Origin of the sequence: Sphingomonas folli (assembly GCF_019429525.1) — a bacterium.
Classification (GTDB): Bacteria; Pseudomonadota; Alphaproteobacteria; order Sphingomonadales; family Sphingomonadaceae; genus Sphingomonas; species Sphingomonas folii.
The window spans coordinates 38,459-56,090 of the sequence record NZ_JAHXZL010000015.1 but is presented as its reverse complement, the minus strand read 5'-3'; the positions used below and the strand labels follow the sequence as shown (position 1 = coordinate 56,090).

General features: G+C 70.0%; 20 protein-coding genes, 1 tRNA gene and 1 pseudogene. 13 read left to right on the top strand and 9 right to left on the bottom strand.

What is annotated here, in order from left to right:
* The first annotated feature begins 199 nt into the window (after positions 1-199).
* The 3 genes from ruvB to grpE all read left to right on the top strand — a co-directional run bounded on the left by ruvB (position 200) and on the right by grpE (position 3,500).
* Positions 200-1,222 carry a Holliday junction branch migration DNA helicase RuvB gene (gene ruvB, locus KZ813_RS19370; RefSeq protein WP_219756636.1) on the top strand — a complete coding sequence of 341 codons (1,023 nt, stop codon included), beginning with the start codon at positions 200-202 and terminating at the stop codon, positions 1,220-1,222.
* 638 nt (positions 1,223-1,860) lie between these two features.
* Positions 1,861-2,904 (top strand): heat-inducible transcriptional repressor HrcA, encoded by a 1,044-nt coding sequence (hrcA, locus tag KZ813_RS19365; RefSeq protein ID WP_219756635.1) that lies wholly within the window; start codon positions 1,861-1,863, stop codon positions 2,902-2,904.
* Positions 2,905-2,948: 44 nt separating this feature from the next.
* Entirely contained in the window at positions 2,949-3,500 is a 552-nt protein-coding gene (grpE, locus tag KZ813_RS19360; protein WP_219756634.1) for a nucleotide exchange factor GrpE, read from the top strand.
* 103 nt (positions 3,501-3,603) lie between these two features.
* On the opposite strand, the gene KZ813_RS19355 is transcribed toward grpE, so the two are convergent.
* Positions 3,604-3,795, bottom strand: coding sequence for a hypothetical protein (locus tag KZ813_RS19355; protein ID WP_219756633.1), 192 nt, complete (start codon positions 3,793-3,795; stop codon positions 3,604-3,606).
* On the bottom strand, positions 3,779-4,036 hold the full coding sequence (locus KZ813_RS19350; RefSeq protein WP_219756632.1) for a BrnT family toxin: 258 nt from the start codon (positions 4,034-4,036) through the stop codon (positions 3,779-3,781). The genes KZ813_RS19355 and KZ813_RS19350 overlap by 17 nt, the downstream gene beginning before the upstream one ends.
* A gap of 68 nt (positions 4,037-4,104) precedes the next feature.
* Between KZ813_RS19350 and KZ813_RS19345 the strand changes: the two genes are divergently transcribed.
* Entirely contained in the window at positions 4,105-5,328 is a 1,224-nt protein-coding gene (locus KZ813_RS19345; protein WP_219756631.1) for a threonine synthase, read from the top strand.
* A 147-nt stretch (positions 5,329-5,475) separates the two neighbouring features.
* Here the strand turns inward: KZ813_RS19345 and ygfZ are convergent, their stop codons facing one another.
* A complete protein-coding gene (gene ygfZ, locus KZ813_RS19340; protein WP_219756630.1) occupies positions 5,476-6,201 on the bottom strand; it encodes a CAF17-like 4Fe-4S cluster assembly/insertion protein YgfZ in 726 nt (241 codons plus the stop codon).
* Between the two features lie 54 nt (positions 6,202-6,255).
* On the opposite strand from ygfZ, the gene KZ813_RS19335 reads away from it, so the two are divergent.
* A complete protein-coding gene (locus KZ813_RS19335; protein ID WP_219756629.1) occupies positions 6,256-7,590 on the top strand; it encodes a dihydroorotase in 1,335 nt (444 codons plus the stop codon).
* Between the two features lie 380 nt (positions 7,591-7,970).
* Here the strand turns inward: KZ813_RS19335 and KZ813_RS19330 are convergent, their stop codons facing one another.
* Entirely contained in the window at positions 7,971-8,762 is a 792-nt protein-coding gene (locus KZ813_RS19330) for a DUF1134 domain-containing protein (RefSeq protein ID WP_219756628.1), read from the bottom strand.
* A 159-nt stretch (positions 8,763-8,921) separates the two neighbouring features.
* Between KZ813_RS19330 and KZ813_RS19325 the strand changes: the two genes are divergently transcribed.
* The 5 genes and pseudogenes from KZ813_RS19325 (at position 8,922) to terL (ending at position 12,883) form a co-directional block, all read left to right on the top strand.
* A tRNA-Ser gene (locus KZ813_RS19325) sits at positions 8,922-9,011 on the top strand.
* Positions 9,012-9,689: 678 nt separating this feature from the next.
* A complete protein-coding gene (locus KZ813_RS19320; RefSeq protein ID WP_258046976.1) occupies positions 9,690-10,988 on the top strand; it encodes a site-specific DNA-methyltransferase in 1,299 nt (432 codons plus the stop codon).
* A 97-nt stretch (positions 10,989-11,085) separates the two neighbouring features.
* Positions 11,086-11,421 (top strand): annotated as a pseudogene (locus KZ813_RS19315) (DUF5681 domain-containing protein); the annotation flags it as partial.
* Positions 11,422-11,479: 58 nt separating this feature from the next.
* Positions 11,480-12,385 carry a hypothetical protein gene (locus KZ813_RS19310; protein WP_219756626.1) on the top strand — a complete coding sequence of 302 codons (906 nt, stop codon included), beginning with the start codon at positions 11,480-11,482 and terminating at the stop codon, positions 12,383-12,385.
* Between the two features lie 3 nt (positions 12,386-12,388).
* On the top strand, positions 12,389-12,883 hold the full coding sequence (gene terL, locus KZ813_RS19305; protein WP_219756625.1) for a phage terminase large subunit: 495 nt from the start codon (positions 12,389-12,391) through the stop codon (positions 12,881-12,883).
* 78 nt (positions 12,884-12,961) lie between these two features.
* Here the strand turns inward: terL and KZ813_RS19300 are convergent, their stop codons facing one another.
* Positions 12,962-13,201, bottom strand: a complete 240-nt coding sequence (locus KZ813_RS19300) for a hypothetical protein (RefSeq protein ID WP_219756624.1) — start codon at positions 13,199-13,201, stop codon at positions 12,962-12,964.
* A gap of 83 nt (positions 13,202-13,284) precedes the next feature.
* Entirely contained in the window at positions 13,285-13,797 is a 513-nt protein-coding gene (locus tag KZ813_RS19295; RefSeq protein WP_219756623.1) for a hypothetical protein, read from the bottom strand.
* 134 nt (positions 13,798-13,931) lie between these two features.
* Here KZ813_RS19295 and KZ813_RS19290 point away from each other — a divergent pair, with 134 nt between their 5' ends.
* The 3 genes from KZ813_RS19290 (at position 13,932) to KZ813_RS19280 (ending at position 15,038) form a co-directional block, all read left to right on the top strand.
* Positions 13,932-14,135, top strand: a complete 204-nt coding sequence (locus KZ813_RS19290) for a helix-turn-helix domain-containing protein (RefSeq protein ID WP_219756622.1) — start codon at positions 13,932-13,934, stop codon at positions 14,133-14,135.
* A gap of 72 nt (positions 14,136-14,207) precedes the next feature.
* Positions 14,208-14,387: a hypothetical protein gene (locus KZ813_RS19285; RefSeq protein WP_219756621.1), complete on the top strand. Its 180-nt coding sequence runs from the start codon at positions 14,208-14,210 to the stop codon at positions 14,385-14,387.
* 111 nt (positions 14,388-14,498) lie between these two features.
* The gene (locus KZ813_RS19280) at positions 14,499-15,038 is read left to right on the top strand and encodes a Ros/MucR family transcriptional regulator (protein WP_219756683.1); all 540 of its coding nucleotides are present in this window, start codon (positions 14,499-14,501) and stop codon (positions 15,036-15,038) included.
* On the opposite strand, the gene KZ813_RS19275 is transcribed toward KZ813_RS19280, so the two are convergent.
* From KZ813_RS19275 to KZ813_RS20305, 3 genes are all read right to left on the bottom strand, one after another.
* Positions 15,035-16,807 (bottom strand): recombinase family protein, encoded by a 1,773-nt coding sequence (locus KZ813_RS19275; protein ID WP_308461938.1) that lies wholly within the window; start codon positions 16,805-16,807, stop codon positions 15,035-15,037. The two genes, KZ813_RS19280 and KZ813_RS19275, sit on opposite strands and share 4 nt — an antisense overlap.
* The gene (locus KZ813_RS19270; RefSeq protein ID WP_219756620.1) at positions 16,714-17,121 is read right to left on the bottom strand and encodes a DUF2924 domain-containing protein; all 408 of its coding nucleotides are present in this window, start codon (positions 17,119-17,121) and stop codon (positions 16,714-16,716) included. Before KZ813_RS19270 ends, KZ813_RS19275 begins: the two co-directional genes overlap by 94 nt.
* Positions 17,122-17,234: 113 nt before the next feature.
* Positions 17,235-17,627, bottom strand: coding sequence for a DUF3489 domain-containing protein (locus tag KZ813_RS20305; RefSeq protein WP_258046965.1), 393 nt, complete (start codon positions 17,625-17,627; stop codon positions 17,235-17,237).
* Positions 17,628-17,632 lie beyond the last annotated feature (5 nt).

Below are 17,632 nucleotides of genomic sequence, written 5' to 3'. Positions count from 1 at the left end.
ACCTGAGCCGCGGCCGTGTCTCAGCGTCGGAAGGATAGACGATCCCGCGGTCGTCGCGCTCCTGCCGCCGGCTCCGCGCGTCTGGGTCCCCGCCTGCGCGGGGATGACGAACATGGGGCAGGTGGCGTGCCCACGACGACGGCCCTGAGACACCCACCGGGGCTTTGCCCGCGCGCCGGCGCGCGCTACGGAACGAAGCGTGACCGACGCCGACCGCCTGATCTCATCCACGCGCCGCGTCGAGGACGTCGACGCCGCGCTGCGCCCCAAGACGCTCGACGATTTCGTCGGCCAGAAGGCCGCGCGCGAGAACCTGCGCGTCTTCATCGACGCGGCACGCTCGCGCGGCGACGCGCTCGACCACGTCCTGTTCTTCGGCCCGCCCGGGCTCGGCAAGACCACGCTGGCGCAGATCATCGCGCGCGAGATGGGGGTGGGCTTCCGCGCCACCTCGGGGCCGGTGATCGCCAAGTCGGGCGACCTCGCCGCGCTGCTCACCAACCTCGAGGACGGCGACGTGCTGTTCATCGACGAGATCCACCGGCTCCAGCCCGCGGTCGAGGAGGTGCTCTACCCCGCGATGGAGGACCGCGCGCTCGACCTGATGATCGGCGAGGGGCCGTCGGCGCGCTCGGTGCGGATCGACCTGCCGCGCTTCACGCTGGTGGGCGCGACGACGCGGCAGGGGCTGCTCACCACGCCGCTGCGCGACCGGTTCGGCATCCCGGTGCGGCTGCAATTCTACTCCGTGGAGGAGCTGACCCGCGTGGTGGCGCGCGCGGCGGGGCTGCTCGACCTCGGCATCGCCCCCGACGGCGCCGCCGAGATCGCGCGGCGCGCGCGCGGCACGCCGCGGATCGCGGGGCGGCTGCTGCGGCGCGTGCGCGACTTCGCCAATGTCGCGGGCGCGACGACGGTTGATTCGGGCGTGGCCGACCGCGCGCTCAACCGGCTCGAGGTGGACTCGCTCGGCCTGGACGCGATGGACCGGCGCTACCTCACGATGATCGCGGACGTGTACCGCGGCGGTCCGGTCGGGGTAGAGACGCTGGCCGCCGGGCTGAGCGAGCCGCGCGATACGATCGAGGAAGTGATCGAGCCCTATCTGATCCAGCTCGGGCTGGTGGCGCGCACCGCGCGCGGGCGCGTGCTCAACGCCGGCGGGTGGAAGCACCTCGGGTTGAACCCCCCGGCGGGGAGCCAGGACGGGCTGTTCGACTGACGGGCCGAGATCCTCCCCGCGGGCCGGTGATGGAGGGGGCTCGCCGCGCCGCGCGGCGCGCGTCGGCTCGAACCCGCTGACTTGAAGCCGGACAGGCCGTTCGATCGGCCGGCAGGGATCCTCCCCGCATGGCGGGGAGGGGGACCGCCGCAAGTCAGCGCGGTGGTGGAGGGGGTTCGCCACGCGGCGCGGCGCGCGTCGGCTCGAACCCGCTGGCCGGGAGCCGGGCAGGCCGTTCGATCAGCCGGCAGGGATCCTCCCCGCTCGGCGGGGAGGGGGACCGCCGCGCGTCAGCGCGGTGGTGGAGGGGATTCGCCACGCGGCGCGGCGCTCGCGGAAGTCCCCCTCCACCATGCTGCGCATGGTCCCCCTCCCCGTGCCGGGGAGGATCGGCGCGGGGCGCGCGCTGTCCTACCTCCCGCCCGTCCTGCTATCCCGCACGCGTGACCGCTCCCGCGACATCCGCCGCCGCCCGCGCCGGCGCCTCGGCATCCGCTCTCGTCGCCCGCCCCCGCAAGGGTGACTCAACGTTCGCCCCGACACGCGCCAGTGACTCAACATTCGCAACATTCGCGCCCCGGACGCCACCCGCCGCGCGCCCGGTTGAGCCCGCGCGCGCCGCCGCCTACATTGCGACGGTGACGCCCTCCCCCCCGATCGCCGAGCTGACCGACCGCGCGCGCGACATCTTCCGCCGCGTCGTCGACGGCTATCTCCACAGCGGCCAGCCGGTCGGCTCCAAGGCGCTGGCGCAGGCGGGGCTCAACCTCTCGCCCGCGTCGATCCGCAACGTGCTCGCGCAGCTCGAGCTGGCGGGGCTGTTGGCGGCGCCGCACACCTCGGCGGGGCGGATGCCGACCGAGCGCGGCCTCCGCCTCTTCGTCGACGGCATGATGCAGGCGCGCGAGCCCTCGCTCGAGGAGCGCGCGCAGATCGAGGCGCGCGCCGCCGCGGCCGGGCCGGTCGAGGAGGCGCTCGCCGCCACCACCGCGGCGCTCTCGGGCCTGTCGGCCTGCGCCGGGCTGGTGATGGTGCCCAAGCGCGAGGCGGTGCTGCGCTCGATCGGCTTCGTCCCGCTCGGCCCCGCCCAGGCGCTGGCGGTGCTGGTCGGCGAGGACGGTGCGGTGGAGAATCGCGTCATCGACCTGCCCGCCGCGCTCGATCCGTCGGCGCTGGTCGAGGCGGGCAATTACATGACCGCGACGCTGGGCGGCCTCACGCTCGCCGAGGCGCGCCAGCGGCTCGAGCGCGAGCTGGCCGACGGGCGCAGCGCGCTCGACGCCGCCGCGCGCGCGCTGGTGGAGCGCGGGCTGGCGGTGTGGAGCGAGGACGGCGCGCGCCGCCCGGTGCTGATCGTGCGCGGCCACGGGCGGCTGCTCGACGACGCCGCCACCGCCGACCTGGAGCGCGTCCGCGGGCTGCTCGACGATCTCGAGGGCAAGCAGGAGATCGCCGCGCTGCTCGACTCGGCGCGCGCCGGCGACGCGACGCGGATCTTCATCGGCGCGGAGAACAAGCTGTTCGCTCTGTCGGGATCCTCGGTGATCGCGAAGCCGTTCCGCGGGCACGACGGGCGCGTGGTCGGCGTGGTCGGGGTGATCGGGCCGACGCGGTTGAACTATGCGCGGGTCGTGCCCATGGTGGATTTCACCGCCGCGACGCTCGCCCGCCTGCTCGGGTGACGCGCGTGCACGCCGTTCGAGACGCTTAGTGAGACAGGGATAGAATGAGCGACCAACCGACTTCCGCCGATGACCTGCGCGAGGCCACCGCCGAGGCCGCGCCCGAGGTGGCCGAGCACGACACCCAGGCGCAGCGCATCGCCGAGCTGGAGGACCAGCTCGCCGCGGCGCGCCAGGAGACGCTGTACGCCCAGGCCGACATCCAGAACGTGCGCCGCCGCGCCGAGAAGGACGCCGCCGACGCGCGCGCCTATGCCGCCACGAATTTCGCGCGCGACGTGCTCTCGGTGAACGACAATCTCGAGCGCGCCCTGGCCGCGATCCCGGCCGAGCTGCGCGCCGACGACAAGTTCAAGGGGCTGGTCACCGGGCTGGAGGCGACCGGGCGCGAGCTGACCAACGTCTTCTCGCGCCACGGACTGACGAAGATCGAGGCGATGGGCCAGCCGCTCGACCCCAACCGTCACCAGGCGATGGTCGAGCTGCCGAGCGACGCCGAGCCGGGCACGGTGGTGCAGGAGATGCAGTCGGGCTGGATGATCAAGGACCGGCTGCTGCGCCCGGCGCTGGTCGGGGTGGCGAAGAAGCCGGAGTGAGGCGAGGGGGGGCGGCGCGATCGGCGCGGTCCGCCGCCGCTCAGGGCCGGGCGGCGCGGAGCACCGCCGCGATCCGCGCGTCCCAGCCTTCGCCGATGGCGCGTTACGTGTCGACCACGTCGCGGGGGAGCGGAACCATGACCATGGTGTCATTCGGCGCATGCGTCGCGGAACGGGGGAAAGCGGCCGCGAAGGGCAACTCCTCGACCGGGCGGGCGCGCGCGAAATCGGCTTCGGTCCACTCCGGATTGTCGTCGTCGAACACGACGTCGTCGATCTCAGGTCGGTCGGACATAGCGCCGATACTCCTTGGCGCGGGCGCGCCGCAGGCTGATGATCCGCAGGCGCCGGTCGCGCCAGGTCACGGCCGCGCGATACGGCATGCCATCGATCAAACCGTAGAGCCGATAGCGCGGCTCGTCGAAGCGAGGGTCGGCGATCGCCACGGTCTGCTCCATCTCCGCCGCCCGTCCCAGCGCGATCCCGTGCTTGGCCCGGTTGGCCGCATCCTTGGCCACGTCATACTCGATCTCCACCGTCCATTGTAGCGGCAGAACACGTCGCCCCGGTGGACGCCGCGGCACCACCCGCTAAGGCTAGAGGCATGAACGACAATCTCACCGCCGACCGCGCCACCTTCGTGACTCATCTGGAGTGTTCGCTGACCGGCGAGCGCTACGCGGCGGACCAGCTCCACAACCTCTCGCGTGCCGGACGGCCGCTGCTGGTGCGCTACGACCTCGACTCGGTCCGCGCCGCGCTGCCGCGCGAGACGCTGGCGGCGCGCGCGACCGACCTGTGGCGCTGGCGCGAGCTGCTGCCGGTGCGGCACACCGCGAACGTCGTCAGCCTCGGCGAGATCGAGACGCCGCTGGTGCCGATCCCGGCGAGCGGGGGCGCCAACGTCTGGGTCAAGGACGAGGGGCGGCTGCCGACCGGCAGCTTCAAGGCGCGCGGACTGGTGATGGCGGTGGCGATGGCGAAGGAGCTGGGCGTCACCCGCATCGCCATGCCGACCAACGGCAACGCCGGCGCCGCGCTGGCGGCCTATGCCAGTCGGGTGGGGATCGAGACGATCGTCTTCTGCCCCGAGGACACGCCCGAGGTGAACGTGCGCGAGATCGCGGCGCAGGGCGCGCGCGTGTGGCGGGTCAACGGGCTGATCGACGATTGCGGCGCGATCGTCGGCAAGGGTGCCGCCGAGGGCCGCTGGTTCGACTTCTCGACGCTCAAGGAGCCGTATCGGATCGAGGGCAAGAAGACGATGGGGCTGGAGCTCGCCGCGCAGCTCGGCTGGCGGCTGCCCAAGGCGATCTTCTACCCGACCGGCGGCGGCACCGGGCTGATCGGCATGTGGAAGGCGTTCGACGAGCTCGAGCGGCTCGGCTGGATCGGCGGCGAGCGACCGCGCATGTACGCGGTGCAGGCCTCGGGCTGCGCGCCGATCGTCCGCGCCTTCGAGGCGGGCGAGGAACATGCCGAGCGCTGGGAGGACGCGCACACCGTCGCCGCCGGGATCCGCGTGCCGCGCGCGGTGGGCGACTTCCTCATCCTGCGCGCGGTGCGCGAGAGCGGCGGCAAGGCGCTGGCGGTGGGCGACCCCGCGATCCTCGCCGCGGTCGATGCCTGCGCGCGGCGCGACGGGCTGCTGCTGTGCCCCGAGGGCGGCGCGACGCTGGCGGCCTATCACCAGGCGCTGCGCGACGGCGAGGTCGACGAGGACGAGGAGGTGGTGCTGTTCAACTGCGCGACCGGGCTGAAATACCCGCTGCCCCCCGCCGAGCAGCGGCTCGACCGCCACGGCGAGATCGACTTCGACCGGCTGTGAGCGTCGCGGTCGCGCTCAGGTCCCCGCGGCGAGCGCGGCCGTGCCGACGCGATCCGGTGCGGCTCGGCCGGGCTCCGAGCCCGCGGCCCAGAGCTCACCCTGCATGGTCCCGGGCGCCGGCGCTCGCTGGGGCACGGCCAGGTCGCGTCAGTCGATCGCCCACCACGCCGGACGGAGGGCGTCGCCCAGCGCCTCGACGCGGCGCAGCGCCACCATCAGCCCCAGCTCGGGGTAGAGCGCGCGTCCCTTGGGCTCGTCGGCGGCCAGCGGCGCCACCACCAGGCGGCGGTTGACCTTGCTGCGGTGGTGCATCCGCGCGGTATTCTCCTGGCCGACGTAGCAGCCCTTGGTGAAACTCACCCCGCCCAGCTCGCGCGCGTTCGCCTCGAGCCACAGCGTCTCACCGTCGCCGAGCTCGGCGCGGCCCTCCGCCACGCCGAGCGACAGGCGATGCGCGCGCCACCCCGCCGAGGCGTCGCCGTCGTCGGGGGGCGCGAGCCAGCGCCAGCCGAGCGCCGCGAGCCGCGGGTCGCGCACCGCCTCGCCCCCCGCCGGCGCCTCCGTCGACCAGTGGACCGCGAGGGCGTCGTCGGGCGCGACCGTGATCGCGCGGCGCAGCCGGTACATCGTCAGCCGCCGCGCCAGCCCCTCGCGCGCGTCGCGCTCCACGTCGATCAGCAGGTCGTCGCCCTCGGCCCACACCAGGAAGTCGAACAGGGCCTTGCCCTGCGGCGACAGCAGCCCCGCCCAGCACGGCAGCGCGCCGCCCGTGTCGTTGGTGACGAGCCCCTGGAGGAAGCCGCGCGGGTCGTCGCCGGAGAGCCGCAGCAGCGCGCGGTCGGCGAGCGTGGTGGCCGGTCTGGTGTCGCTCATGCGGGCAAGGTAGGGAGGCGGCACACGCGGTGAAAGACCCGGAAAGGACGGACGATGGCGAGCTACGATCTCCTGCTGAGCGGCGGCACCGTCCACACGCCCGGCGGCCCGGTCACCGCCGATGTCGGGGTGAGCGACGGGCGCATCGTCGGGATCGGGGCGAGCGGCGACGCGGCGCGGCGGATCGACTGCACCGGGCTCGACATCCTGCCCGGCGTGATCGACACCCAGGTGCATTTCCGCGAGCCCGGGCTGGAGCATAAGGAGGATCTCGCGAGCGGCAGCGAGGCCGCGGTGCGCGGCGGCGTGGTGGCGGTGTTCGAGATGCCCAACACGAAGCCCAACACCGACTCGGCCGACGCGATCGCGGACAAGCTGGCGCGCGCCGCGGGGCGGATGTGGTGCGACCATGCCTTCTACGTCGGCGCCACCAACCATAACGCGCGCGAGCTGGCCGAGCTGGAGCGGCTGCCCGGCACCGCGGGGGTGAAGATCTTCATGGGCGCCTCGACCGGCGACCTGCTGGTGAGCGAGGATTCGCGCCTCGCCGAGGTGCTGGCGCACGGCGTCCGCCGCGTCGCGATCCACGCCGAGGACGAGGACCGGATGAACGCGCGCGCCGACCAGCGTGTCGCGGGCGACGCGTCGTCGCACCCGGTGTGGCGCGACGACGAGAGCGCGATGCTGGCGACGACGCGGATCCTGCGGCTGGCGCGCGCGGCGCGGCGACGCATCCACGTGCTCCACGTGACCACGCCCGCCGAGCTGGAGCTACTCGGGCGCAACAAGGACATCGCCACCTGCGAGGTGACGCCGCAGCATCTCACGCTGGCGGGCGAGGAGGCCTATCCGCGGCTCGGCACGCTGGCGCAGATGAACCCGCCGATCCGCTCGGGCGCGCACCGCGACGGGCTGTGGCACTGGCTCAACCAGGGCGTGCCCGACGTGATCGGCTCGGACCACGCGCCGCACACGCTCGAGGAGAAGCGCCAGGACTATCCGGCGAGCCCGAGCGGCATGCCGGGGGTCCAGACGCTGCTGCCGCTGCTGCTCGACCATGCCGCCAACGGCCGGCTGTCGCTGCAGCGCGTGATCGAGTTGACCAGCGCGGGCGCGCAGCGGATCTTCGGGCTGGTCGGCAAGGGCCGGATCGCGCGCGGCTACGACGCCGACTTCACCGTGGTGGACCTGCGCAAGCGCTGGACGATCGAGGAGAGCTGGCTGGCGTCGCGCGCGGGCTGGTCGCCGTTCACGGGCATGGCGCTGACGGGCAAGCCGATCGGCACGATCATCCGGGGTGAGGTGGCGATGTGGGAGGACGAGCTCGGCGCCGTGCCGCAGGGGCAGCCGCTGCGCTTCGAGGCGACGCAGTTCCCCGGCGCGCGATGAGGGCGAGCGCGGCGCGGCCGCGGTGAGACGCCGTGGCGGGCGAGTCCGTGGCCGCCCGTTCGGGCATCGGTGCGATCTCGGTCCGAGCCTGGGCCACGCGGGGGCTGCCGCCGGGCGCGGCGGTCCCGGACCTGGCGGCGGCTCGGGCTCGCCGATCGCCGAGGCACTCGCCCGTCACTTCCTCACGGTCCGCTGATCGGCCGCACCCCGGTGTCGCTCGGCGCCGACGTGCGGCCGCGTATCCGGCACGTATGGGCCTCCATGCACCGGGCGGGTACCGCGACCGAGGCGGCGACGACGATCACGGGGGCGATGCCGCCTGAGCCCCGCGCGGCCGATCGGACGGGCGAGCCGGGGCGGTGGGGCGCCCGCTCACCCGATCAGAACGGCAGCCATTTCGACGTCTCGCTGAACTTCATGTAGCCGACGTTGACGCCGGCGCGCCAGCCGACGCCGAGCCGCACCGGGATCAGCACGACGTTGCCGCTGCGCAGATAGGTCGCCGCGAAGCCGCCGATGAAGTACAGCCGCCCCTCCGCGCCGGGGAAGCGCTTGAACAGGTCGTGCGTGTCGTAGAGGTTGTAGACCAGCACGAACACCTTGTTGGCGTCGCCGCCGACGTCGAAGCCGACCGACGGCCCGGTCCAATAGACCGGGCGCTGTCCCTCGACCTTGTGCGTCATGATCCCCGAGCCGTAGCGAAGCCCGACGACGAACGCGCCCGAGGCCTCGCGACCGGCGATATAGGCGTTGGGCTCGCCCTGGTCCTTGAGGATCTTCTCGATGATCTGCGCGAAGCCCTCGGCGCCCTTGCCGAACACGCCCTCGCCCGCCGCGATCAGGTCGTCGCGCTTGTAGGTCTCCGCCGCGGTCGTGGTGGCGTTGGCGCGAGCGTCGCCGGGAGCCTGGCCCTGGACCTGCCCCTGCGCCGGCGGGGTGGCGGGCAGCGGCGGCGTCTCCGGCATCGGCTCGTCGTCGCGCGATGCCGGCTCGGGCGCGGGCGTGGTCTGCGGCGCGCGGGGCGTGCGCACCGCTGGCTGGCCGCCGACGTCCTGGTCGATCGCGGCGTTCGGATCGATCGTGCGCACCTGCGCGCCCACCACACCCGGTCCGGCGAGCGTCAGCCCGGCCACCATCATCGCGCCTCGAGCGCCGCGCCATATCGTCCGCATCGTCACTGTCCCCACACCGGTGCCGTAGCATAGCGACAGCGGTGCTGTCGGGGCAATGAACACCGCGACGACCCGACTCCGCGGCGCGGCGCACCGAATCGCCGCGCGGCCATTGATCACGTCGGCGACGCTCGCTATAGCCGCGCCTCACGCCGGCCCGGAGACGTGGGTGAGTGGCTGAAACCAACGCTTTGCTAAAGCGTCATACGGGAAACCGTATCGAGGGTTCGAATCCCTCCGTCTCCGCCACCCAGTCTCCTCCTTTTAGAGGAGCGCCGGCTCCTCCCCGATCGGCACTGCGAAAACCGCGTGTTTCCGCGCCATTCAGACGCATGATCCTCTGGATGTCCGTACCGCAGAGACGGTAGCGGAGCGCTCCGAGCGCCATCAAACTTGCGCGTTTCTCCGATCACATGGGCTGCAGTACGGTTGCGCGTCACACCCTCGCCGACGGAAGCGCCGGGCATCAAATACAGGGCAAAACAGGGTCAATCGCGATCATCGGACGTGCCGGCGATCCGAGAAAGCGCTGCCTGCTCATCGTGAGAGGCGGCTTGGCGCTGGTGACGCCGCTCACCCGAACAGGGCGGCATAAAGCGGCTTTCAGTGAGAAATCGGACGGCGCGCCATTGAAACGACAAAGTCACTGCTTAGCTTTGTAGCATCTGAGATAACGATGGTGAGCCTATGCGGTGAGGGGTGCGGGACCTGAATCGGGTCCATGTCCAAAAACGTCTGTCACATGCGATCAATTTGCAGTGAACGGGCACCCACTTGCCGCCATCGACGTCAGACAAGTCAGGTCTACTGCTTTCTACGTCAACCGGGATCATCATCATGACTTTGCATTCGCCTGAGGCGAAGGCGGCGCAGCACGACGTGCTGGCCGGCCTTTCGCGCCAAATTCGCCTGGTTTCACCGTGATCGCTGAGCGCCGTCGGCCGCAAGGCACGTACCCACTCGCGCGACCAGATCAGCAAGATCGCCAAAAGCATCAATGCCTTCGGCTTCTCGGTGCCGGTGCTCGTCGACGAGAACGACAAGATCATCGCCGGCAACGCACGGGTTGAGGCTGCCATCCAGCTTGGCCTTGCCGAAGTGCCCGTCATTACGCTCTCGCACCTCGATGCGGCGCAGAAGCGAGCCTTTGTGCTGGCGGAGAACAAGCTCGCGACGCTCAGCGGCTTTGACCGCGATGTGCTCAAGCTCGAGTTCAGCGAGCTCCTGGAGCTCGACCTCGACTTCAGCCTGGAGCTGACCGGCTTCGTTGAGCCTGAGATCGACGCTATCGTTTTCTCGTCGGCCGTCAGCGAAAAGCCAGTTCCCGTCGTTGCAGAGGCGCCGACCAGCCGTCGCGGTGACCTGTGGTTGCTAGGTCAGCATCGTTTGCTGTGCGATGATGCAACTAACGCTGAGGCAGTATCAAGGCTGATGAACGGTCAGAAAGCTAGGACAGCTTTCGAGGATTCGCCGTACAACGTAAAAGTCGGTGGACACGTCAGTGGATCTGGGAAGCACGGCGAGTTCGTTATGGCTTCAGGTGAAATGTCGGATGACGAGTTCACCAAGTTCCTGACGAAAACTATGCTAATAACGGCTGAAAGCCTGATCGACGGCGGGCTTGTGTACTTTTGCATGGATTTCCGGCACATGCGCCACGTCCTTGATGCTGCGGAAAAAAGTGAGCTCAAATTGCTCAATCTCATCATTTGGGATAAAGGATCGGGAGGTCTCGGCAGCTTTTACCGCTCACGGCACGAGCTCATCTTCCTGCTCGCCAAAGCAGGTAGTGCTCACCTGAACCAGGTTCAACTGGGCAAGCACGGTCGCGACCGACATAATGTCTGGTGCTATCCGGGCATGCACGGCGCAGGCGAAGACCGCGTGCGCGCACGCGAGCTGCACCCGACGGTCAAGCCGCTGGCGCTGGTGCGCGATGCCATCCTCGACTCGACCAGGCGCGGGGACATCGTGCTCGACCTCTTCTCCGGCAGCGGGACGACCATCGTCGCTGCCCACGACAGCGGTCGGATCGGCTACGCGACGGAGCTTGATCCCGTATACGCCGACACCGGCATCATGCGGTGGCAGGACTTCTCCGGCGAAGAGGCGCGGCTTGAAGCTACTGGACAGACCTTTCGCGAGGTCCGCGCCGAGCGCAGCGGTGTGCCGTCGGCTGCACCTGTCCTTCCGGTCGCGCGTGCTCGCACGCGCCGTGCGGCGTGAGGAGGGTGGCATGTCAGAGTAACAGCATGGCGGGCACAGCCTAGAGCCCGCACCCCATCGGCCAACGCGCGGCGATCCGCCGCGTGAATATCGTTTCAAGTCCGGCGAATCAGGTAACCCGCGTGGGCGTCCGAAGGGGTCTAAGAACTTCGCAACGCTCATACGTCGAGAGCTTGACAGTAAGGTGACGGGCACTTCTGACGGACGCACGGTAACGATGACCAAGCGCGAAGCAATGGCAAAGCGTGTGGTCAACGAAGCCGTCAAAGGAGACCTGAAGTTCATCGAGGCGGCGCTGCGTTACAGCGGCGAGCGGGACATTGTGCCCGACGTGCTCCCGCCGATGGATGCGGAGCACAGCCGTGACCGCGAGATCCTGGCGGCCTTTACCCAGCGCATGGCCGAAGGAGGCGGATATGCAGGCACCGCCTGACATAGCGAGCGCGGTCACCGCGCTGTGCCGGACGGATCTGCAGGTCTTCATCGAGCGTGTGTTCGCCACGCTCGACCCGGCCGCCACGCTGGAGCGCAGCGACTATCTGACCATCCTCAGCGACTATCTCGAGCGTGTCGAGCGCGGCGAGTGCCGTCGTCTGCTCATCACCATCCCGCCGCGGCACCTCAAGTGCATCGCCACCACCATCGCGCTGCCGGCGTGGATGCTGGGGCGTAACCCGTCGCGCCGGATCATGGCGGTGAGCTACGCCGAGGACCTCACCCGCGAGCACTCGCGCAACTTCCAGAAGATCGTGCGGTCAGGCTGGTATGCTCACGTCTTTCCCGAGACGGCGCGCAGCATCGAGCGCAACACGGTCGCTGAGGTGCGCACACGGCAGAACGGCTTCAGGCGCGGGGCCTCGCGTGGCGGCTCCCTGACCGGCTTCGGCGCGGACACCATCATCGTCGACGACTTGATGAAGGCCGACGACGCGCGCTCGCCGCTGCTGCGCGAGAAGGTGCACACCTTCTACGGCAACACGTTGGTGAACCGCCTCAACGACAAGTCGGTGGGGACGATCATCGCGGTGCAGCAGCGCCTGCACGAGGACGACCTGGCCGCACGCATGATCGACATGGGCTTCGAGCATCTGAACCTCCCTGCCATCGCGGAGACGTCGCAGGTGTTCGCGCTGTCGAGCGGGCAGGTGATCACGCGCGAGCCCGGCGACCTGCTCAAGCCGCGCACGGAGCCTCGGCCGATCTTGGACGAGTTCCGGCTGGCGATGGGCGGGCCGGACTTCGAGGCGCAGTACCAGCAGAACCCGACGCCGCCCGAAAGCGCGCTTCTCGAGTGGAACCGCATCGCGACCTACCGTGACGCACCGCCCCGCGAGCGGCTGCTCCACGTCGTCCAGAGCTGGGATACCGCGCTTCACGACGGGCGGCGCTCGGATTAGTCGGTGGGGACGACCTGGGGCTATCACAACGACAGCTGGTTGCTCCTCGAGGTGGTTCGACAGCGCCTCAGCTACCCGGACCTGCTCGCCCGTGTGCGTCACGAGCGCGAGCGGTGGAAGACGGACACGGTCATCGTCGAACACGCAGGCACCGGGATCGCCCTTCAGCACGAGCTGGTGCGGGACTGGCGCTGTTTGGGCGCGCCAGAGCATCACGCCGCTACGTGTGAGGTGCACGGCTACACGCCCAAGATCGGCAAGCAGGAACGGCTTACGACGAGCTCGGAGCGGCTCTACTCAGGCCAGGTGCGCTTTCCGGAGGCCGCGCCGTGGCTGGAGGTGCTTCGGCGGGAGATGATGGGCTTCCCCAACCTGGTCCACGACGATCAGGTCGATAGCGTCACACAGTTCGTCCACTGGGTCGCCGGGCGCCGCGGGCGCAGCGCTGCGAGCAACGAGCGCCATCGCCGACCCACGGGTGGGCCGCGGAGGCGCTGAGGGCCGGCTGAGGTACGAAGAGGAGAGGCGGGTAGCGCGGCCTGCCCGCCCGACAAGCCTCACCTCTTCGAGGCTCTGTCACGAGGTTGTGGGGCTACCCGGCGGTGTCTGGCGAGGGGCCGCGTCAGCACACCGCATCACCGCCTGATACTGGAGGATGTGGGTGCCGAGCTTGTTGTCGGCGCGCCGGGTGGTGAGCGAGGCGAACTCGAGACCGTGCGGGCAGCGCATGCGATCGGTGAGGCGCCGGCGTACCTCGTCCTCGCTGTCGGTCTTCATGAACCCGGTCATCGACACGCCCTGCTTGTCGCCGATCATGGTCGGGACCGGAAAGTCCCACGGCGTCGCCGCACAGCCGCTCAGGACCGCGCCAAGCACGAGGGCGGCGGCTCGATGCCACCTCATGCCGTCGCCTCCGTGTCGCTGCGGCGTAGATGCCGCACGAGCGCCGTCACACCGACGATGAGCGCTAGAAGCACGGCGCTGCCGACCAGCCCCAGGCCGATGCAGAGCGGCACGAGCAGCAGGACGATCACGACGGTGGCGAGCTGCTTGCGCAGCTGGCCGGGCGTGTACGTCTGGACGGCGGCGACCTGGCGCCGCAGCGCCGGGTAGTGGCGCTGGTGCACCACGCCCTTGCGGGTCGTACCATCGCGTAGCACGAACTCGAACACGACCTTTGGCCCCTTGCCGAGCAACACACCCGCCGCCGCGCCGACGGGACCGAGCAGGAGGAAGCCGCCGGCGGCGCGCTTGCCCGCGCCGGCCTCGGCCGTCACCTCGAGCGGGCGAACCTCGACCGGTACGAACTGGATCGGCTTCCACTCGTAGAAGGCGGTCACGTCGCGGCGGGTGACCCGCGCCTTGGTGAACTCGGCACCGACATCGTCGATGAAAAGGATGAACTGGGTCATGACACTCCCTGCTGTCGCCGACCTGTGTGTCGACGATCAGTGACTGACGTCATGCTCGACACGGGCGTCAAATCAACTGGAATGTCTCTCATCGTCTGTAGATCGTTCGTCGACATCGCGCTCTTCAGCACGACGTGGACGTTCGCCAGCGCCTCTCCGCCAATCTGCGCCGCCTCCGGCTCGAACAGGGTTGGAGCCAGGAGGATTATGCTGACCGTGCCGGTGTCCACCGCACCTATGTAAGCGACATCGAGCGCGGCTCGCGCAATCCGACGATCACGGTCGTCGAGAAGCTCGCTGCGCCCTTCGCGCTCACGGCGAGCGATCTGCTCGGCTGATCGTCGCGGCCGAAAGCTGCAGCTCGACTTCTGCGTGCGCGCACGGCTCTGTCGTGCCCGAGGAGGGCGCGCGTGAACGACGATCTGATCCGCAGCTATATGACGGCTGCCGGCATGCTGATGGAGGACGTTTCGGCCAAGGTCGTGATCGATCCCCTGGCCCCGGAGCGCGTCGGCGACCTGCGCCGCCTAGTAAATGAACTCACGACCATCGCGGATGTTGTAGACGCGGTCAGGCGCAGTGATGGTTAACACTCGCTCCTGATCTGATACGGCCTTGGTGCAAGCTGGCCCAAGTTGCCCGTGACCGACCAGCAGTGCGCGTGCTACGACGAAGGAATGGCGATGAGTTCGGATAACGAGATGAGCGGCGAAGAACAGAATGACACCGTCGGCTTGGCCGCCGCGGTGACGATGGCGTGGCTCGCCAACCCGCACACGCGCGTGAGCGCCAGCGACGTGCCGGCTATTCTACAGTCGATGCATGAGGCAGTCCTGTCGCTGACGGCGCCGACATCTGAGCAGGCCGTGCCGGCGACGTCCGAGCACACACCAGCGGTGTCGGTACGAAAGTCGCTCGCCAACCGCGACCGCATCATCAGCATGATCGACGGCAAGCCTTACGCCAGCTTGAAGCGCCACCTCACCGCTCACGGGCTCACGCCGGACGAATACCGCGCGCGCTTCGGCCTCAAGGCCGACTATCCGATGGTGGCGCCGGGCTATAGCGAGGGCCGCCGCGCGCTCGCCAAGCAGATCGGTCTCGGTCGCAAGGCGGTGACCGCTGTTGAGGAGGCGGGCGCCGCCGTCGAGCAGGCGGCCGAGGCAGTCGTCGCCAAGGCGGGGAAGCGTGGCAAGGCCGCGCTGGCGTCGGCGCGCAAGACGCTCGGGATCCGCTCCTAGGCTCGCCGCCTGCCGGCGCCTGTTGGCGTCGGCAGCAGCCGCGCCTCCTGCGCGCTCCAGCTGGCATCCACGCCGCCGGTCGCGGTGAGTGTCGCCGCGCTGACGCCGGCGCGCAGCCGCCCGGCGAGGATCGCCTGGGTGACGCTGGGCGCCAGGAAGGCGAGCCGCAGCACCCGCGTGACATAGGAGGCGGTCAGGCCTTCGCGGGCGGCCAGTCGCGTGACGTCGATCTCGCCGCCGCGCAGCTCCTTCCACCAGGTGCGCGCGAGCAGCAGCTGGCGTGTCAGCGAGGCGTCCACCGGAACGGTGCTGGCGCTGCCGTCGCGCTGCACCAGGCGCATCGCGGTGCCCGAGCGGGTGAGGCGTACCTCGGCGGTCAGCGTCAGCAGGGCCGGAGCGTCCTCGTGCTGCTCGCAGCCTAGTAGCGTGGCGACCGCGTCCATGCGGCAGTCGACGTGCACTCGCGCATCCGCGATGCGCACTTGCGCGACCAGCGCTTCGATGCTGCTCGGACACAGGCGGCGCAATTTGGCGGCGATGTCACCGCAACGCTCGTGCAGGCTCGCGAAGCGGTTGGCCGGTACGTCGAGCCAGGCTGCCGCGGTGAGCGCGAGTGGATCGTCGAACTGCGTCGCCAGTCGGTCGGCCACCACGCGCTCGATCTCGCGTGCGGGCACACGCAGGCCGGTGCTGCTGGCGCCGGCGTGAAGCGCGCGGCTGACGTAATAGCGGTAGCGTGCCTTCCCCTTGGTGGCGTGCGTCGCCACCAGCGGCTCACCAGCGTCGTCAACGATGCTGCCGGCGAGCAGGCTCGGGTTGCTGGCGCGTGGTGAGGTGCGGGTGCCCTGTACGTGCTCGGAGAGCATGGCCTGCACCCGCGCGAAGGTGTCAGCGGGGATGATGGCAGGATGCGTGCCCGAGTAGCTCTTGTCGCCGTGCGCGATGCGGCAGTCATAGGTGACCCGCCGCAGCATCAGGTAAAGCGCGCCGCGCGAGAACCAGCCACCGCCGAGCGGTTTTCCGCCGGCGGTCGTGCGCTCAGGCACACGGATGCCGTGCTGCTTCAGCTCGGCCTCGAGCAGCCGCACGGTGCCAAGGGCGAGGTAGCGCGTAAAGATGTGGCGCACGAGCGCGGCATGCTCCTCCACCACCGCCAGGCTGCGGCGGTCAGAGCGGTAGCCGAGCGGCGGTGTGCCGCCCATCCACATGCCGCGTGCCTTGCTGGCCGCGATCTTGTCGCGGATGCGCTCGGCGGTGACCTCGCGCTCGAACTGCGCGAACGACAGCAGCATGTTAAGCGTGAGCCGGCCCATGCTGGTGGTGGTGTTGAACGACTGCGTCACCGACACGAAGCTGGTGTTAGCGCGGTCGAACGCCTCCACCAGCTTGGCAAAGTCGAGCAGCGAACGGGTGAGCCGGTCGACCTTGTAGACAACGATGATGTCGATGCGACCCGCGGCGACGTCGGCGAGCAGACGCTGCAGCGCGGGGCGCTCGAGCGTACCGCCGGAGAGCCCGCCGTCGTCGTAGCGCGTCTCGACCTCACACCAGCCGTGTGAGGCCTGTGAGAGGATGTAGGCCGAGCACGCCTCATGCTGCGCGTCGAGGCTGTTGAAGCTCTGCTCCAGCCCCTCGTCGCTCGACTTGCGGGTGTAGATGGCACAACGCAGCGTTGTCATGCCGCCACCTTCTTTTTCAGCCCGAAGAACGCGGGTCCCGACCAGCGCGTGCCGGTGATCGCACGCGCGACTTCGCTCAGCGAACGCCACTCGCGATTGTCCCAGCGCACCACCTGATCCTCGTCGACGGTGACGACGTGCAGGCGGCCCTGCCACTCGCGCGCCAGCCGCATGCCAGCCGACGGCCGCGCTGTCTTGGTGTGTCCGCGGCTGCGCTGGTCGAGCTCGCGTGTCGTCTCGCGCGAGAGGCCGCCGTGTGCTCGCGCCTGCAGCTCCCAAGCGAGCGCGAGGCGCAGCAGGTTGGGGCTGACCTTTGGCACCGCGCTGCCCGTGACTTCGCTCCAGCCCTGGCGCAGCTCGCTGGAGGACAGTGCCTCCAGCGCTGTGATCTGATCGTCTGCCATAGTCAGGCGCTCCGCACGATGCGGTAGTAGGTGAGCTCGTCGCGGCGGGTGCGCTCGATAGCGTGGCCCCTCTTGCGCAAACTCGTCAGCGCGGCGCGGGTGGTGTGCGGCAGCTAGCCGGTGGCTGCTATGAGGTCCGGCAGCGTCGCGCCTTCGTCGCGCTCGAGCAGCGCCACCACCGTCGACACCTTCGTGCGCGGCGTGGCGGCATCGGCGTCGCTCGCAACGTCGCTGACTGCGGCGCCGTCACCATCGTTGGCGTTGATGGCGGTGAGGCCCGCTGGCGTGATGAAGACGCCGACGCGGCGATCGTCATCCTGGCGCGCGATCTCGGCGGCGACACGCGTCTCCTGCTCGGCAACGAGGCCCTGGCGTAGCAGCGATGCGATGGCCTTGATCGCCCGCGCCGTGCCGGCGAGCGCCTCCGGGAGGGGAAACAGGCTGCCGCTATGGCGCTGTGCGGCATGGGCGAGCAGGAGCGTGTGGGTGTCGGTGAGCTTAGGCATGGTGG

Coding starts and splice junctions, on each gene's coding strand:
- grpE (WP_219756634.1), top strand. CDS start 2,949: ATGAGCGACCAACCGACTTCCGCCGATGACCTGCGCGAGGCCACCGCC.
- KZ813_RS19355 (WP_219756633.1), bottom strand. CDS start 3,795: ATGTCCGACCGACCTGAGATCGACGACGTCGTGTTCGACGACGACAAT.
- KZ813_RS19345 (WP_219756631.1), top strand. CDS start 4,105: ATGAACGACAATCTCACCGCCGACCGCGCCACCTTCGTGACTCATCTG.
- ygfZ (WP_219756630.1), bottom strand. CDS start 6,201: ATGAGCGACACCAGACCGGCCACCACGCTCGCCGACCGCGCGCTGCTG.
- KZ813_RS19335 (WP_219756629.1), top strand. CDS start 6,256: ATGGCGAGCTACGATCTCCTGCTGAGCGGCGGCACCGTCCACACGCCC.
- KZ813_RS19330 (WP_219756628.1), bottom strand. CDS start 8,762: ATGCGGACGATATGGCGCGGCGCTCGAGGCGCGATGATGGTGGCCGGG.
- KZ813_RS19300 (WP_219756624.1), bottom strand. CDS start 13,201: ATGATCGGCGACAAGCAGGGCGTGTCGATGACCGGGTTCATGAAGACC.
- KZ813_RS19295 (WP_219756623.1), bottom strand. CDS start 13,797: ATGACCCAGTTCATCCTTTTCATCGACGATGTCGGTGCCGAGTTCACC.
- KZ813_RS19280 (WP_219756683.1), top strand. CDS start 14,499: ATGAGCGGCGAAGAACAGAATGACACCGTCGGCTTGGCCGCCGCGGTG.
- KZ813_RS19270 (WP_219756620.1), bottom strand. CDS start 17,121: ATGGCAGACGATCAGATCACAGCGCTGGAGGCACTGTCCTCCAGCGAG.
- KZ813_RS20305 (WP_258046965.1), bottom strand. CDS start 17,627: ATGCCTAAGCTCACCGACACCCACACGCTCCTGCTCGCCCATGCCGCA.